This is a genomic window from Nostoc sp. (assembly GCF_036917515.1).
Lineage (GTDB): Bacteria > Cyanobacteriota > Cyanobacteriia > Cyanobacteriales > Nostocaceae > Nostoc.
Genome location: NZ_JBALDE010000256.1, coordinates 16054 through 32757, shown reverse-complemented (window position 1 = coordinate 32757; position 16704 = coordinate 16054). Strand labels below are relative to the sequence as shown.

Here is a 16704-nt window from a genome sequence, read left to right as displayed (position 1 = left end):
ATGACAGATGCTTTGATTAGGCCAGATTTATACCAAGAAAATGGGCAACCCCAGATGAGCTTAAGCACGAAAGGGGCGCGGAATTTAGCCAAAACCACGAAAACTCCGCCCCAGATGCAAGGCATTACCCCAAGGTGGTTGTTGCAGATGTTGCCTTGGGTGCAAATCACGGGTGGGGCCTATGGGGTTAACCGTCGCTTAACTTATGATGTTGGCAATGGACGGGTTAGCTTTACCAATACAGGGAGCCAGGTGCGGGTCATTCCCCAAGCACTTTGTGAACTATCTTTACTGCGTGGGTTTGAGGATATTGAGGTACTCAACGCCTTGGCAGACTGCTTTGTGCAACAAGAATTTGCCCCTGCTGAGGTAATTGTACAGGAAGGTCAAGCAGCCGACCAGGTGTTATTAATTGCTCATGGTAAAGTTAATAAGCTGAAGGCAGGCAAATATGAGGCGGAAGCTTTACGGGATATTTTAGCTGATGGCGATTGTTTTGGTGGCGAAGCTATAGTTCTATCTCAGGACACTTGGGAGGTTAGCCTGAGAGCTGTTACACGTTGCATAGTTTTGTCTTTGCCAGTACAAGCGTTTCGGGAGTTGATGAACCAGTCGCAAGCGTTGCAGACTCAGGTTGATCGCTTTAGAGCTATGTTGAGCAAACCTCAGGATAGGCATAATCAAGCCGAGATCGTTCTGTCCGCAGGTCATAGTCCGGAAACTGAGTTACCCAGGACATTTGTTGATTATGACTTGAATCCACGGGAGTATGAGTTAAGCGTCGCTGAAACTATTTTACGGGTGAATACGCGAGTTGCTGACATCTACAACGAACCCATGAACCAGACGGAGCAACAATTACGGCTGACTATCGAAGCGTTGCGGGAACGACAAGAATACGAAATGCTGAATAATCCTGATTTCGGGTTGTTGCATAATGCCGATCTGAAGCAACGCATCTTTACCCGTACCGGGCCACCGACTCCAGATGATTTTGATGAATTGCTCTCAAGGCGGCGCAAATCCCATTTTTTCCTCGCTCATCCTCGGGCGATCGCTGCTTTTGGCCGGGAGTGTAACCGTCGTGGCATCTATTCCCCAAGCAGGGAGGTCAATGGAAAGATTGTACCTGCATGGCGTAACTATCCGATTTTTCCTTGTAACAAAATTCCGATCACCAAGGAAGGTACTAGCTCTATTTTGGTACTCCGTGTCGGAGAAGAAAACCAAGGGGTGATAGGTTTACACAAAACGGGCATCCCTGATGAATACCAGCCCAGCTTGTCCGTCAAATTCATGGGTATCAACGAAAAAGCTGTCATTTCTTATCTTGTCAGCGCCTACTACTGTGCAGCCATTCTCATCCCCGACGCACTCGGCATCCTTGAAGACGTAGAAATCGGGCGCTGAGGGAAGGGTAATACTGTTTCACTTTAAGGTTGATAAAAATAGGAGGCAATAGAGCAGGAGGAAAGAGGGTTTTCCTATTTCTGCATAGATTACGGTAATTATAAGTAATCAAACAAACATGATATTAATTCCTAAAGCAGCGTTGTTTAATAGTTCCTGTCAGCCAGATTTTGTCAATTAGGTGTAGTACTATAATTTTGAAGATAAATATTTATGGTGAATACTCAAATCTTTGAATGGTCATCTGTTAAAAAAACTACTTTTGACCTTAAAGCCTATTTATCAGAACGGCGATCGCAAGTTGAAGTAGCGCTTGAACAGTCAATTACTGTAGCTTATCCAGAAATACTCTACGAATCTATGCGCTATTCTTTGCTGGCTGGAGGAAAGCGCCTACGCCCGATTTTATGTCTTGCAGGTTGTGAACTTGCTGGAGGCACAATCGAGATGGCGATGCCTACTGCTTGTACGCTGGAAATGATTCACACCTTTTCTCTAATGCATGACGACTTACCTGCAATGGATAATGATGACTATCGACGCGGAAAGTTAACTAACCATAAAATTTATGGCGAAAACATTGCCATTCTAGCTGGTGATGCACTTTTAGCCTACGCCTTTGAGTTTCTTGTGGTTCAAACCAAAGAAGTTACTGCCCAGCAGTTGTTGCAGGTTGTTGCCAAGTTGGCTCATGCAGTAGCAGCAACAGGTCTAGTTGGGGGTCAAGTTGTTGATTTACAATCTGAGGGATTGCAGAATATTGACATTGAAACTCTCAACTTTATTCATGCCCATAAAACTGGCGCTTTATTGGAAACGTCTGTTTTATCAGGAGCACTATTGGTGGGAGTGGACGATAAAATTCTGCTGCCGCTTTCTCATTATGCTCGCGATATTGGTCTAGCTTTCCAAATTATTGATGATGTGCTTGATATGACTGGTACTCAGGAGGAACTCGGTAAAACTCCGGGCAAAGATCAAAAGGCGCAAAAAGTAACTTATCCCAGTTTGTGGGGTATTGAGGAATCAAAACTCAAAGCGCAAAAATTGGTTGACTCAGCAAAAGCAGAATTAGCTTGCTTTGGCGAAAAGGCCCAACCTCTAATGGCGATCGCAGACTATATCACAGCTAGAACACATTAGTTAGCGCTCACTCTGCCAAGTTTTTTAACTTTCTATGATTCGTAACTGGCTATTTTTTGGATAAAAGCATATATATGGTACAGGAGTCTTTGGCACTAATGGGACTTAGACAAAAAGTAGCCAGAAAAATACCTCAAATGTATATACAGAGAGACTTTGACATTGCTTTGCCTAGTTGATTGATATATCTGGGTTGAAAGCATTTTTGAGCCAGGGGTGTATTTTCCTTGTCCTGTATGGGTTTGAGGCTTGTTTTTCCCTCAAAAATGTTTAAGTCCCGTTAGTCTTAAAAAGCTTGCTGAAAAAGGATTCTGAATAAAGCACAACATATACGGTACAGTAATTGAAATTCGGTGTTAAAGGTGACAAGCAATGCTGGACTGGTGGGAGAAAAATTTTGCCACCTGTGAGTTAGGAGATCGCTGATTAAATTAGCGTGCAATGTCAATCGGCTATGTTCTCAGTCTTGAATTCGGCAAAGCATTGTCAGAAGTCTTCAACAGTGGAACTGTACTAAAGAAAGCATACGAGTTTTTGCCAACCCTAAAGTGGAATTTAGCAAACTAATACAGCCGCATCTGATGACGGCAGAAACTGTTGCAGAATGCGATGTAGTGCTATGTGTAAAAGACACGACTTTTCTTGATTATGCCGTATTACGGCTAAAAAAGAAGGTTCTGGTCTAATTAGTAAGGGAGGTAATGGTTTAATATTACACCGCACTCAGCCAACCGCCGACGCAATTGTTATCCTTAATCCCCTTCAACTTCGCATAATGAGCGCTAAATCACCCAAACTACCCAATACATTAACAGTTAATTGGGCTGTGCAAGCGTTGGCGCAGCCCGCCACAGGCATCGCTCGTTTCGGGGGCTACTTAGAACATCGACATAAAAATCCTATTGGTATCCAGGTACTGTGGCGAGGCTGGTTAAAATTGCACGACAAGAGTGAGGGTTGGTAGCTTGCAAAAGAGATTTAACGGGAAAAGTCTGATGCATTAATAATGTGAGCCGATGCATTCGCATTGCGGGTGAAGTTTTAATATCTACTTCATGCACTGAAACCGCTATAAAAGAATACGGCAACAGAAATAGACCTTTGAGAGTCTTGAAAAAATAGGTTTTAAAACCTTTGGTATTTAACTATATAATTCGATACACATTGCCCACAATTATTTGAGTTGGGATCGATGATTATCGCAAATTAAAGGCTTTAAAACCGAATGTTAACATGTAGCTCAGAGTTAGAGCCACTTCGCCTTTGCTCAGTTACCCTGTGGTAAGCAAGTTACAGTCGGAGTTTAAATCCCTGTCTGAAACTTTTTTAAATTTGTTCATCTACTGGTAGGTATGTCTAACTGTCCCTTGAACGTTGCAAGATCAACATTATTTTGGCGGCGCTTATGCGCTATTGTTTTTACTAGTAGTTTGTTGCTCCCAAACTTGGGAAGCGAACCAGCAAGGGCGCAAGTAACTGAGTATTGTCAGTTATCATCAGCGGCGGTGCAACAAAAAGAAAACTTGCGTTTGTCAGCCCTCAAAGGCAGACAAGATGCTCAAACGCGCTACCAAAGCATAATACAAGAACAAGCAAAGAAATTAAAGGAATGTCGCTCTCGGACTTGGCCGCAAACCCAAGCCATTTGGTTACGCTTATATCCCTGCGACATTCAGCCAGGAATAATCGATCAGATTATGGATCGGATTGTTAATCGTGGCTATAACCAAGTTTATATAGAAGTATTTTACGATGGACAGGTACTTTTACCAGCAAAAGCTAACCCGACGGTTTGGCCTGCTGTGATTCGCACTCCAGGGGCAGAAAATATCGATATACTCGCTACGGCAATTAAAAAAGGTCGGCAACGTGGTTTGAAGGTCTATGCCTGGATGTTTACCACAAATTTCGGCTATACTTACGCCCAGCGCCCAGATAGAGAAAGTGCGATCGCTCGTAATGGCAAAGGTCAAACGAGTTTATATGTGGTAGATAATGGCTCTCAACTATTTATCGACCCCTACAACCTGCAAGCAAAACGTGACTACTACCAATTGGTACAACAAGTTGTGCGCCGTCGTCCAGATGGCTTGCTATTGGATTACGTGCGTTATCCTCGCCAAGCTGGAAGTGATTCTATCGCTACCAAAGTTTCAGATTTATGGCTATTTACTCCTGCAACCCAAGAAGCTTTATTTAAGCGGGCACAGAATTACAAAGGGCTGGACTTGATTCGCCGCTTTTTGAGTAGGGGATTCGTCAGCGTCGGAGATGTAGCGGAAGTTGATAAACTTTATCCCCAAGAAGGGGAACCCCTCTGGCAAGGACGCATCCCACTAGCGCAAAAGTCAATCCTGTCTGCAACCAATAGACAACCAATTTTACAATGGGAGTTGTGGCAGCTAGCAGTTGCCCACGCCATGCAAGGAATTCTAGATTTTGTCACTATCGCTAGTTACCCAGCAAAGCAGCAAGGTATTTCTACAGGAGTGGTGTTTTTTCCTGATGGCAACCAAACTGTCGGACAAGGGTATGATTCCCGTTTGCAACCTTGGGATCGGTTCCCCAGTACATTAGAGTGGCATCCTATGGCTTATGGGAACTGCGGTAATACCAGTTGTATTGTGGCGCAAGTGCAACGGGTTTTAAGTATGGCAAAACCGGGTACGCAGATAATCCCGGCTTTAGCTGGTCAGTGGGGAAAATCTGTTAGTAATCGTCCATCCCTAGAAGTGCAAATGCAGGCACTTCGACAATTTGCCCCCCAACTGAAGGGAGTTAGCCACTTTGCCTATTCTTGGCAATATCCTCAGAGTGATAGCGATCGCAAATTTTGTCGAGTTAAGTAGACTTCTTACAGAATTAGTGAAAAGGGATTGAATTTCCCTTTCAACTTATAGAATCACACACTTTACAAATTCATACCAAATATAGCGATCGCAGTCATAACTACAGTTTAAGTATAGTGTGCAGCGAGTCGTTGGAATGCCGACGGTGCTGGACTATCTGTGAGGTGCTGGCGTATCACTTCGGCACACGCACCTGGGCTTAACAACGAGGTATCCACTTCAAGGTCATAGATGCCAGGGATGTGGACTTCACGCTGCCATAACTGAACCGGATGTGGTATTGGGGAGTCGGCTGTACTTCCCATGTTCCACCCCGTGTTTTGTCGCCGTTCCATAACGATCTTCATGGGGCAGTGAACGCCTACGAACAAGACTGGCAATCCTTTCAAACGTCGAGCACTATCAGCCAGAATGCCCCGCTCAATTGTATAGGCGTCATGGTGTCCGACATCAACCACGACATTAAGACCCAAGCGGCTGTGGGCGGCGATAGACTCATACATGGCGCTGTACAGAATGGGAACAAAGGGTTCGATGTCCTGGCGTTCTCCCCCTGGCCGCAGACCAATCCCAGGCAGGTATCGTGCGGGAGTCATTTGCATAAACCTATCAACACCCAAGTTCATCCACAGACCATCAAATGTCTCCTGAATCACTGCGACAATGCTCGACTTCCCCGATCGCGGAACACCATTTAGGATGATAATCTGTCCTAGCTTCTGTGTCTGCCCCATGATTCCTCCTCGCATCCTTAAGGAACTCCAAAAAATAAATTATCCCAATTTATGGACTCAACACGACTGTTCCTCCCCCTGCTCCCTGCCCTAAATGCGATGGGATATTTTTTAGTTGAAAGTTTTTTATATCTGTACTTTAAACAAAGAAGCACAAAATAACTTACGGAAGCTGAATTGAGAAGAAACAATGCAAAAAATATCAAAGATGAGAAATCAAGCAGATTTCTGCGCTGATTTAGCTGAAGTGGAAGTATGCTTTTTAACAAAAAGATAGCAAATTCTACACATTAAAACAAAAAGCGCTCTCCTTTTACGGAGAGCGCTTTTTGATTTAGCTAAACTTGAGAATTAACCGTTGATAGCAGGAGCAGCTAGAGCTACAGGAGCAACATCACCAGCAGCCAAATCTAGAGGGAAGTTGTGAGCGTTACGCTCGTGCATTACTTCCATACCCAGGTTAGCGCGGTTGATTACATCTGCCCAGGTGCTGATGACGCGACCTTCAGAATCAATGATTGATTGGTTAAAGTTGAAACCGTTCAAGTTGAATGCCATTGTGCTTACACCCAAGGCGGTGAACCAGATACCGACTACAGGCCATGCTGCTAACAAGAAGTGCAAGGAGCGGCTGTTGTTGAAAGAAGCGTATTGGAAGATCAGACGACCGAAGTAGCCGTGGGCTGCAACGATGTTGTAAGTTTCTTCTTCTTGACCGAATTTGTAACCGTAGTTAAGGGACTCAGTTTCGGTGGTTTCACGAACCAAGGAAGAAGTTACCAGAGAACCGTGCATTGCACTGAACAAGCTGCCGCCGAATACACCTGCTACACCTAATTGGTGGAAGGGGTGCATCAAGATGTTGTGTTCTGCTTGAAACACGATCATGAAGTTAAATGTTCCGCTTATTCCTAAGGGCATACCATCAGAGAATGAACCTTGTCCGATGGGATATACCAAGAATACTGCACTTGCTGCTGCAACGGGAGCAGAGTATGCGATTGCAATCCAAGGACGCATTCCTAAGCGGTAGGATAGTTCCCATTCACGACCCATGTAGCAGAATACGCCAATCAAAAAGTGGAAGATTACCAACTGGTAAGGACCGCCGTTGTACAACCACTCATCTAGAGATGCTGCTTCCCAAATTGGGTAGAAGTGCAAACCGATGGCGTTGGAGGAAGGTACTACTGCACCTGAGATGATGTTGTTTCCGTAAATCAACGAACCTGCTACTGGTTCGCGGATACCATCGATGTCTACTGGAGGTGCAGCGATGAAGGCGATTACGAAGCAAGCGGTAGCTGCTAGCAGGGTGGGGATCATTACTACGCCGAACCAACCGATATATATGCGGTTATTGGTGCTGGTGATCCATTCGCAGAATCGATCCCATACGTTGGCGCTTGAGCGCTGTTGTAAGGTTGCTGTCATGGTTTTATGATTGCGGTTATTTATGAATCAGGCGGTTTTGTTTTCGCCTGTGAAATTACTTTACACTGCTTTACAATTTTTAATCAAGTTTTATTACTTCAGTAAACCTGATACGAATTATCAGGTTTACTTATTTAAAAGCAAACAATGAGACAGAAATACGCCGAAACTCTCTTTTCCCGGATTTCTCACCATAATTCTCAAAGCCTTATGAAATCTAGATTCCGGTTTTTCATACAGCATTCAAAAATAACCTGTAAAAAATGCCCGAAACATATTCTGGGTAATGATTATGAGAAGTGCGTAGGCGTAGCCCGTCGTAGACATCGCAGAACTTGTGAGAAATGCGGGTTTTGTATGACATCATAATATATCTGGTTATAATATGGCTCTTTAGAATCGGTGTCTGATTTACAGCACAATTTAGGAGTAAAACACGCTTTATATCTGGGTAACAGACGAATCGTTGTTTACCTCACTTTCCTTGAAATCTACTGTATGTCTACGATTGCTCAACGGTAGTAACTCTCTATTCGCACAGCCTTTTGTAAAAAAAGGAAGAAGAAGTTCTGATTGCAAAGACTGACCCTGTATTACACCAAATTAAAAAGGGCTACAAGTATTATTTGCTTACTTATCTGGGAATAATAGCTTTGTATATTACCGCTATTTGAGAAAATTAACCCTCAGCTTATCACTAAGGGCTTTTATTGTTTGGCAAAATGGCATATCTGTAAATTAGAGGGTTGCTATGGTATTGGAGTAGGATACATTCCATGCGAAAGTACTGACTTGCATTACCCCTGGTAGCTAGCCAGGGGTTTTTATTTAAACTCAGAAACTGAGAGCGATCGCTCTTAAAGATTCTGCTGAAAAATTTATTTTTAGCGATTTTGATATAAGTGATTTTAGAATTCCCTGCTTTTGGGAATTAATTAGCGATCGCGATTTTAATTCAACCAGGAAATTGACAATAAATATAAGCTTATATTAAGTGGAAAAATCAAGTACAACGAATTAACAATGACAGACGCTAAAAATGTAATTGATGGAAACCTAGAGGTTTGCTGTACTTCTCCGATGACTGGGTTTTACCGCGACGGTTCTTGTCGTACGGGTGGTCAAGATTTCGGATCGCACGTTGTATGTGCCCAAGTGACATCAGAATTCCTAGAGTTCACCAAATCGCGGGGAAACGACCTCAGCACAGCTGTTCCTGATTCTAATTTTCCTGGATTGAAGCCTGGCGATCGCTGGTGTTTGTGTGCTTCTCGCTGGCAAGAAGCTTTAGAAGCTGGCGTTGCTCCACCCGTAATACTTTCAGCAACCCATGCTAGAGCTTTGGAAGTGGTTTCTCTAGACGAACTGCAAAAACATGCTCTAACTTCCTCTTGATTGGGAATTGGGGATTGGAAATTGGGCATGGGGCATTGCAAGAATCAATATTTCTTCTTCCCCTGCTTTTCCTACTACCCACTTTCGATTCCAAATCAACTCACTGGAACTTGCAGAGGCAGTTCTAATATGTTGGCAACCGCAGCAATCAATTTATTAGGGTCAATTGGCTTAGATAAATGCTGCTGAAATCCTGCTGAAACAGCTTTCAAACGGTCTTCCTCTCGCGTGTATGCTGTTAAAGCAATCGCGGGGATGCGTCCGCCTTTTTCTGGTTCTAAAGAGCGCAGTTTCCTAATTAGTGTATAACCATCTTGCTCTGACATACCAATGTCGCTAATCAGAATATCTGGTTTTGCTTGTTCAAGTACTACTAGCGCTTCATCAACTGATGCTACTGCAGTGGCAAAAGCCCCATACTCCTCAAACATAAAACTGAGAAAGTTACGGGTATCTGCTTCATCATCTACAACTAAAACTCTTAACCCAGCAAGAGGCGTCGATGCCACAGGGGAAGAAATTTCTCCTGTAGCTTCTTTACTCACCCTACTACCTTTATTGTCTTGTAGAAGTGGTATTCTAACAGTAAAGGTTGCTCCTTGTCCAGTACCTAAACTTTCGGCAAAGATTGCACCTTTGTGCAGTTCCACTAGATGACGGACGATCGCTAACCCTAGTCCTAATCCATTGTGCGATCGCGTTGTGGTACTGTCTGCTTGCCGGAACCGCTCAAATACTTTGGGTAAAAACTCGGAACTGATACCAATACCTGTATCATTAACTTTAATTTGGGCGTACTGGGATTTTGAATTTTGGATTTTGGATTTGAGATTATTGCTTTCATCAGTATTTGCAGAGTCTAAATTTTCACTATCAGATTCAAATCTCAAATCGTTCGACTGGCTTGTACTGATGATTGTGGAAGTAGCGCCCACATCAAAGTCTGAAATTGAGAATCCAAAATGCTTTGACAGTCTGACTTCTACCCTACCACCTTTAGGGGTAAATTTTATTGCATTAGTTAGTAGGTTCCAGACAATTTGCTGTAAACGGGCTGGATCGCCATAGACTGACCCGATCGAAGTATCCAGCAGAGTATTTAATTGAATATCTTTTGGCTCTGCTAGGGGACGCACTGCCTCTAAAGCTGCCTCCATCACCGAGATTAGATTTACTGCCGATACGTTTAACCGCAACTGACCGCGGATAATCCGGGATACATCCAAAATATCCTCAATTAGTTGCATCTGAGATATAGCGTTGCGTTCAATCGCCTCCAAGGCGCGAGAAGTGGCTTTTTCGTCAAGTTTCTTGGTGCGGAGGATTTTTGACCAGCCGAGCATTGAGGTTAGAGGTGTGCGGAGTTCGTGGGAGAGAACAGCTAGAAACTCATCTTTCATCCGATTCGCGGCTTCTGCTTCCTGTCTTGCTGTTTGTTCGCGAATCACTTGAGCGCGGACTTCTTCTGCTTGCTTGCGTTCGGTAATATCTTCAAGAGTGCCTACATAACCCAACAAGTCTCCTTGACTGGAAAGCATCGGTGATGAACGAACTTGAACCCAACGAATGTTACCGTAAGCAGCTTGAAAGCGAAATTCTTCTGAGTATTCCTGACCTTCACAAATGTAAGCAGACCAACTTACGATCGCTCTTTCTTTGTCTTCTGGATGAACAGATTCCAGCCATCTCTTTTCTATACTCTCTGCCGCTTTCAAGCCACAAATTGCCTGATAGCGGGGATTAGTATATTTACAGTTGCCTTCGGTATCAGTTTCAAAAATGCCAACAGGTGAGCAGGTACTTAGTGATCGGAATCGTTCTTCACTTTGCCTGAGTTCGATATTCACAGCTACCAGTTGCGCTGTTTGTTGCTTGATGGCTTCTGTTTTCTTAAATAGTTCTACAAATACTGTGACTTTAGAAATCAAGATATTGGGGTCTAGTGGTTTGAGCAAATAATCAACAGCACCCAAGGCATAGCCTTTAAACAGCATTTGGTCGCTGGTGCTAAAGGCGGTGAGAAAGATAATTGGAGTGTGACGCGATCGCCCCCGATTGTGAATTAAGGTAGCAGTTTCAAAACCGTCCATCCCCGGCATTTGCACATCTAGCAAAATCACCGCAAAGTCTTGATGCAGCAGACACCTCAAAGCTTCTTCCCCAGAAGTAGCTCTCACGAGATTCTCCCCTAGTTTTTCTAGGATTGCTTTTAGTGCCAGCAAATTTTCTAGTTTATCATCTACTAGTAGGATGTTGACTTTGGATTCCATCTGCATCGGTTTATTTCGGTGATGATTGACAAAGCTTGACCATCTGGGAAGCAATGTTTAAGAGTGTCAAAATCCAGTCTACTTCAATAGCAGAAATTGCTGCCTCTGGCATAATGTCGCTTTCAGCTGTGGCAGGTTCTTGTACAATAGTAATTCCTCCCCGCGCTTTTATTTTCTTAAGACCTTGCTTACCATCTTGGTTTGCTCCTGTCAATATTACACCAATAACTTCCTCTGTGTAGACATCGGCTGCCGACTCAAACAGCACATCAATAGATGGTCTAGCATAAGAAACAGGCTCATCAGTCGAAAGAGCAAAGTGACCTGGCTCAACCAGTAAGTGATAATCTGCTGGGGCTATGTAGATATGTCCTGGTAGTATTTCCTCCTTATCTTCCACTTCGTGAATTTTCAACAAAGTGGATTCTTGTAATAAATCCTGGAGTGTGTTGCTAGACTCTTTATGACGGTGTTGCACGATCGCGATTGGTACAGGGAAGTCTGCTGGTAAATTACTCAGGACAATTTTCAATGCTGATAATCCGCCTAAAGAAGTACCAATTACCACAATTTTAAACGACACTTGTTTCGCCCTCACACCTTGCAGAATGGGGGTTACGTAAATAGCAAAGGCTATTTTATCCTGAATCAGTCAGTGTTTTCTTGCTTCTTTGCTCTTACCAGTAACCCATGTTTAGGTGCAAAAATCATTGCTATGACAAACAACAAGGTTTGCAACACAACTATGCAACCCCCTGTTGCACCATCGATATGATAGCTGATGTAAGTCCCCATAACACTAGAAAATACTCCAGATGCCATTGCAATTACTATCATGTGATCGAAACGGTCTGTTAACAAATAAGCCGTTGCTCCCGGAGTAACTAACATAGCGACAACCAGAATAATTCCCACTGTCTGAAGTCCGGCGACAGCAGTTAATGAGAGTAATGATAGTAAAATATAATGCAGCGCTCCTGTATTCAAACCGATGGAACGTGCATGAGTGGGGTCAAAACAAAATAATAGTAGGTCTTTGCGTAAAATAGCTATTGTTACTAAAGTAATTACGCTAATAATTACTGTTTGGATAATGTCTTCATTAGAAATACCCAAGACATTCCCAAACAAAATATGTGTCAAGTCTACGCTGCTTGGAGTTTTGGAAACTAGTACCAAACCCAGAGCGAAAAATCCTGTAAATACAAGTCCGATGACAGTATCTTCTTTAATTCTCGTCTTCGCTTTGATATAACCGATCGCAATAACTGAACCCACTCCAAAAACAAAAGCGCCCACAGCAAAAGGGATATTTAAAACATAAGCAATTACTACCCCAGGCATTACCGCATGGGAAACAGCATCTCCCATTAATGCCCAACCTTTGAGGGTCATAAAACAAGATAAAACAGAACAGACTACCCCAACCAAGGCACTTACACAAATTGCCTTCACCATGAATTCATGCTGAAGGGGTGTGGTTAACCAGTCTAATAATGCGAAAGTATTCATATTTTTATAACTCTAATCCAAGCAATATCAATTAATATTTATCAATCAATCAGATTCATTTTGATTTCCACGGATTATCTGACTTTTGTTGAGAGATAAATCTACAAGAGAACCGCCAAAAGTGCGTGACAGATTTTCTTCTGTGAAAACTTCTGATGTATTTCCATAAGCTAAAATAGTACGATTGATAAGTACTACTTGGTCGCAGAAAGTAGTGATAGAGGGTAAATCATGAGTAGAAATTAAAATTGTATGACCTTCTTCTCGTAATTCCAGCAATAAGTCAATCATCGCTTTTTCTGTTTTGATATCTACCCCGGTGAAAGGTTCATCTAATAGCAAAACTGTTCCCTGTTGTGCTAAAGCACGGGCAAGAAACGCACGTTTTTTCTGTCCACCAGAGAGTTCTCCTATTTGGCGATCGCGCATCGACCACATTTGCACTCTTTCCAAACTCTCTCTCACCACTCTGTGATCTTTTGCTCCCGGAATTCGCAGTATATTCATGTATCCATAGCGCCCCATCATCACCACATCATGGACACTGACTGGAAAATTCCAGTCTACTTCTTCTGATTGTGGTACATAAGCGACCAAGCTTTTTTTCTGTACAGTTTTTATCGGTAAGCCATTAATCAAAACCTGTCCTGTAACTGGCTTCAAAAAACCCATAATTGCTTTAAATAGGGTTGATTTACCACTACCATTCATCCCCACCAAACCACTAATTGAACCTGCTGGGATTTGCAAATAAGCACCATGTAAAGCAACTTTACCGTGGTAAGCAACTGTCAGATTTTCGACATCAATACTAATAGATTTCACTAAAAATCACCTCTAAGATTAATCATTAGTTTGTAGTAAGTGACTCCAGCATTTTTGCGAATACGTAACGTTTGACAGATAACAAAATAGGACTAAAGTTCTTACTACAGGCTAATTTTAAATAATTAAATTTATTCTTACATACTTGCTCACTTTTCCTCTAATCCCTGAGTTAGAGTAGTAATATTAAGTTCTAGCAACTTGAGATAAGTTGGTGCTGGCCCATTTGCTGGAGAGAGCGAATCAACATAAAACACTCCACCAAACTTTGCTCCTGATTCTCTAGCTACCTGACGTTGCGCTCCATCGTTGACTGTACTTTCACAGAAAACTACAGGTATTTTATTTTTTTTAACTATATCAATGACTTTTTCTAGCTGTTTGGGAGTAGCTTGCTGTTCAGAGTTAACTGCCCAAAGATAAGCTTCTTTCAAGCCATAATCACGGGTGACGTATGAGAAAGCGCCTTCACAGCTTACCATATAGCGTTTGTCTGCTGGAACTACCGACACGCTTTTTCGCAGTTTCTCATCAACTTCTTTAATTTTTTGGCTGTATGCTTTGGCATTGGTATTATAAGTCTCTGCATTCGCTGAGTCTAAATTAACTAATGCCTTGCGAATATTCTCTACGTAAATCAAGGCATTTTGTGGTGACATCCAAGCATGGGGATTAGGTTTCCCCTTATAGGCATCCTCCGTAATTTCTACAGGTTTAATTCCCTCACTTAGAGTAACGTGAGGTACATTAGGAACGCTATTATACAATTTCTGTGCCCAACGCTCTAAATTCAGACCATTATTCAAAATTAGGTCTGCTTTTTGCGCCCTCACCAAATCGCTAGGAGTTGGTTCGTAACCATGAATTTCCGCCCCTGGTTTGGTGAGGGATTCAACAATCGCCTTGTCTCCCGCCACGTTTTGCGCCATATCTGCAATGACTGTAAAGGTGGTAAGAACTACTTTTTTACCTTTTTTATCTAGATTTGTAGTAGTAGTTATGGCTGAGTTTGGACTTAACTGTGGTTGAGAATTGGAGGCTGACGGGCTACACCCAGCTAAACATAGCCCCAATAGCAGCCCAGACGCTATGGCCAATCTTTGTCCGTACTGCGGTAGTTGCATCTGAAAGTTATTGATATTAAATCTCATTTACAAATTTCATAATCTTCTCACTTTTGTCTCACTTTAGCAGAAGTAAGATAAAAATGAAAGAATTATGAAAATAATATCAAAGAAAAAAAGGGAACCTGTTGCAATCAACTGTATTTCTACCTTTTTTTATTTTAAGGGGCTTTTTGAGTAGTTCAAACATTTTTGTTATTTGCATCACAAACAAATATTTAATTATTGTAAAAATCCTTACATCTAAATTTTATTTTTGGATTTTTTTCGTTTAAAATAATGCCAAAATAAATACATTATAAAAATATTTTTTTGTTGGATAACTAACTTTTAAAAGTTTAATTTTAATTGTTTTGACAATTCATAAAAATTTACTTAAGCTAAAGATAGGTTAAGCAAATCAACAAAGGACAGCGATTTGATTTAGCTACATCAAGAATTGCTGTTGCAGACTATTGGCATAAGGAAATGAATCAAAACCAAAATTATTTCATGTAGGCAATTTAACCAAATTTTGCTACAAAAAGCTAAGACATAATTAAGCGTATTGCACCGCGCAAAGATTGAACAGAATTCGGTCAATTATGGATGGATACTTGTGGTGATGTTAGTGAGTGTCCATCAATTATTGAAGCTTGACTAGCGATTTTAGATTTTTGATTAAGTCTTCTAGTTTATATCTCGTCTGAAACGGAATAAATCTAAAAGATGCTCGCTAAGACTGCGCGATCGCCAATCCAAAATCCCAAATTTATTGACCAAAGTGCGGTAGATATCTCCAGGAGAAGACGATGCTTGAGTATTTGACATCTTTGAACGACCACAATTTGCCCTATCCAGATACGGTTCATCCCATCGTTGTCCACTTCGTAATTGCGATGGTGTTGTTTTCCTTCTTGTGCGATGTAATTGGCTATTTTACCGGTAAATCCGGTCTTTTTGAGGTGAGTTGGTGGAATATGTTGGTTGCCACGATCGCCATCTTCGTCGCGATTATTTTTGGTCAGTTTGAAGCGGGATTAGCACAGCCTTACAGCATAGCGAAATCGGTGCTAAATTTGCATACGCTAATTGGTTGGTCGCTTTCAGGAATTATCACAGCGATTACAGCTTGGCGCTATGTAATTCGTGCCCGTAATCCGCAAAAAGTATCGATTTATTATTTGAGCGCCGGATTAATTTTAACCCTGATAGTTGGTTTACAAGTATATCTCGGCGATGAACTTGTTTGGGTGTATGGATTGCATACCGTGCCAGTTGTGGAAGCAATAAAGGATGGTGTGTTGCGATGAACTCAGAATTAATTAACCAATTAACCGACTCTCTAGGCGCAAACGGATTACCTTACACCATTCCCGTTCATCCCAACTTAGTCCATCTGACAATAGGTTTGTTCATCATTGGCATGACCTTTGATATTGTTGGTGTTCTCTTCCCCTTCCAAAAATGGGTCTTCAAATTTTTGGCAATTACCGTGGAACGTCAGAACTTCTTTGATGTTGGCTGGTACAACATATTAGCTGCCAGCATCATCACATTTTTCACAGTGGGAGCAGGCTTTTACGAAATGCTGTTAGCAGCACCACCAGCTGATACCAAGAGTGCTTGGGGATTACAGGCAATGGAAACTATGCTTTGGCATGGTGTGGGTGGTGTGTTCTTATTAGCGCTGATTGTTAGCATGACCGTCTGGAGAGGATGGCAGCGCTTCGTTTGGGGCAGACAAGAATATAAACAGACAGATAGAGAAGTGCAGTGGTTCTATCTATTCGCAGGTATAGCAATCATCTTCATTATGTACCTCCACGGCACACTAGGAGCGCAACTAGCCACCGAATTTGGCGTACACAATACAGCAGATAATTTGCTGCGATTAGGTCAAGACCTCAACACAACACTCAAATAAGTCATTAGTCAATTGTCCTTTGTCACTTTGATTAACGATCAATGCCCAATGCCCAATGCCCAATGACCAATATCCAATGCCCCATGCCCAATACCCAATAAA

Annotated in this window: 16 protein-coding genes; 8 read left to right on the top strand and 8 right to left on the bottom strand. The window is 42.3% G+C overall.

Going from position 1 to position 16704, the window contains the following annotated elements:
• The 5 genes from V7K89_RS32705 (at position 1) to V7K89_RS32690 (ending at position 5402) form a co-directional block, all read left to right on the top strand.
• Positions 1-1410, top strand: coding sequence for a family 2B encapsulin nanocompartment shell protein (locus V7K89_RS32705; RefSeq protein ID WP_335194820.1), 1410 nt, complete (start codon positions 1-3; stop codon positions 1408-1410).
• A 213-nt stretch (positions 1411-1623) separates the two neighbouring features.
• Positions 1624-2553 (top strand): geranylgeranyl diphosphate synthase CrtE, encoded by a 930-nt coding sequence (crtE, locus tag V7K89_RS32700; RefSeq protein WP_335194818.1) that lies wholly within the window; start codon positions 1624-1626, stop codon positions 2551-2553.
• Between the two features lie 441 nt (positions 2554-2994).
• Entirely contained in the window at positions 2995-3120 is a 126-nt protein-coding gene (locus V7K89_RS36210) for an IS4/Tn5 family transposase DNA-binding protein (protein ID WP_442941821.1), read from the top strand.
• A 208-nt stretch (positions 3121-3328) separates the two neighbouring features.
• Positions 3329-3517 (top strand): hypothetical protein, encoded by a 189-nt coding sequence (locus V7K89_RS32695; protein ID WP_335194816.1) that lies wholly within the window; start codon positions 3329-3331, stop codon positions 3515-3517.
• A gap of 388 nt (positions 3518-3905) precedes the next feature.
• Entirely contained in the window at positions 3906-5402 is a 1497-nt protein-coding gene (locus tag V7K89_RS32690; RefSeq protein WP_335194814.1) for a family 10 glycosylhydrolase, read from the top strand.
• 107 nt (positions 5403-5509) lie between these two features.
• On the opposite strand, the gene V7K89_RS32685 is transcribed toward V7K89_RS32690, so the two are convergent.
• The gene (locus V7K89_RS32685; RefSeq protein WP_335194812.1) at positions 5510-6136 is read right to left on the bottom strand and encodes a chloramphenicol phosphotransferase CPT family protein; all 627 of its coding nucleotides are present in this window, start codon (positions 6134-6136) and stop codon (positions 5510-5512) included.
• A 351-nt stretch (positions 6137-6487) separates the two neighbouring features.
• Positions 6488-7570: a photosystem II q(b) protein gene (gene psbA / locus V7K89_RS32680; RefSeq protein WP_335189179.1), complete on the bottom strand. Its 1083-nt coding sequence runs from the start codon at positions 7568-7570 to the stop codon at positions 6488-6490.
• A 1023-nt stretch (positions 7571-8593) separates the two neighbouring features.
• Between psbA and V7K89_RS32675 the strand changes: the two genes are divergently transcribed.
• Positions 8594-8965, top strand: a complete 372-nt coding sequence (locus V7K89_RS32675; protein ID WP_335194810.1) for a DUF2237 family protein — start codon at positions 8594-8596, stop codon at positions 8963-8965.
• Between the two features lie 95 nt (positions 8966-9060).
• Here the strand turns inward: V7K89_RS32675 and V7K89_RS32670 are convergent, their stop codons facing one another.
• The 6 genes from V7K89_RS32670 to V7K89_RS32645 all read right to left on the bottom strand — a co-directional run bounded on the left by V7K89_RS32670 (position 9061) and on the right by V7K89_RS32645 (position 15506).
• Positions 9061-11241, bottom strand: a complete 2181-nt coding sequence (locus V7K89_RS32670; protein WP_335194809.1) for a hybrid sensor histidine kinase/response regulator — start codon at positions 11239-11241, stop codon at positions 9061-9063.
• A 4-nt stretch (positions 11242-11245) separates the two neighbouring features.
• A complete protein-coding gene (locus V7K89_RS32665) occupies positions 11246-11818 on the bottom strand; it encodes a chemotaxis protein CheB (RefSeq protein WP_335194807.1) in 573 nt (190 codons plus the stop codon).
• Positions 11819-11883: 65 nt separating this feature from the next.
• Positions 11884-12747 (bottom strand): metal ABC transporter permease, encoded by an 864-nt coding sequence (locus V7K89_RS32660; RefSeq protein ID WP_335194805.1) that lies wholly within the window; start codon positions 12745-12747, stop codon positions 11884-11886.
• A gap of 45 nt (positions 12748-12792) precedes the next feature.
• On the bottom strand, positions 12793-13572 hold the full coding sequence (locus V7K89_RS32655) for a metal ABC transporter ATP-binding protein (protein ID WP_335194803.1): 780 nt from the start codon (positions 13570-13572) through the stop codon (positions 12793-12795).
• A 149-nt stretch (positions 13573-13721) separates the two neighbouring features.
• A complete protein-coding gene (locus tag V7K89_RS32650) occupies positions 13722-14723 on the bottom strand; it encodes a metal ABC transporter substrate-binding protein (RefSeq protein WP_335194801.1) in 1002 nt (333 codons plus the stop codon).
• A gap of 642 nt (positions 14724-15365) precedes the next feature.
• Entirely contained in the window at positions 15366-15506 is a 141-nt protein-coding gene (locus tag V7K89_RS32645; RefSeq protein WP_335194800.1) for a hypothetical protein, read from the bottom strand.
• On the opposite strand from V7K89_RS32645, the gene V7K89_RS32640 reads away from it, so the two are divergent.
• Both V7K89_RS32640 and V7K89_RS32635 read left to right on the top strand, forming a co-directional pair.
• The gene (locus V7K89_RS32640) at positions 15488-15988 is read left to right on the top strand and encodes a DUF2231 domain-containing protein (RefSeq protein ID WP_335194798.1); all 501 of its coding nucleotides are present in this window, start codon (positions 15488-15490) and stop codon (positions 15986-15988) included. The genes V7K89_RS32645 and V7K89_RS32640 overlap by 19 nt on opposite strands.
• On the top strand, positions 15985-16602 hold the full coding sequence (locus V7K89_RS32635) for a DUF2231 domain-containing protein (RefSeq protein ID WP_335194796.1): 618 nt from the start codon (positions 15985-15987) through the stop codon (positions 16600-16602). Before V7K89_RS32640 ends, V7K89_RS32635 begins: the two co-directional genes overlap by 4 nt.
• The last annotated feature ends 102 nt before the right edge of the window (positions 16603-16704 follow it).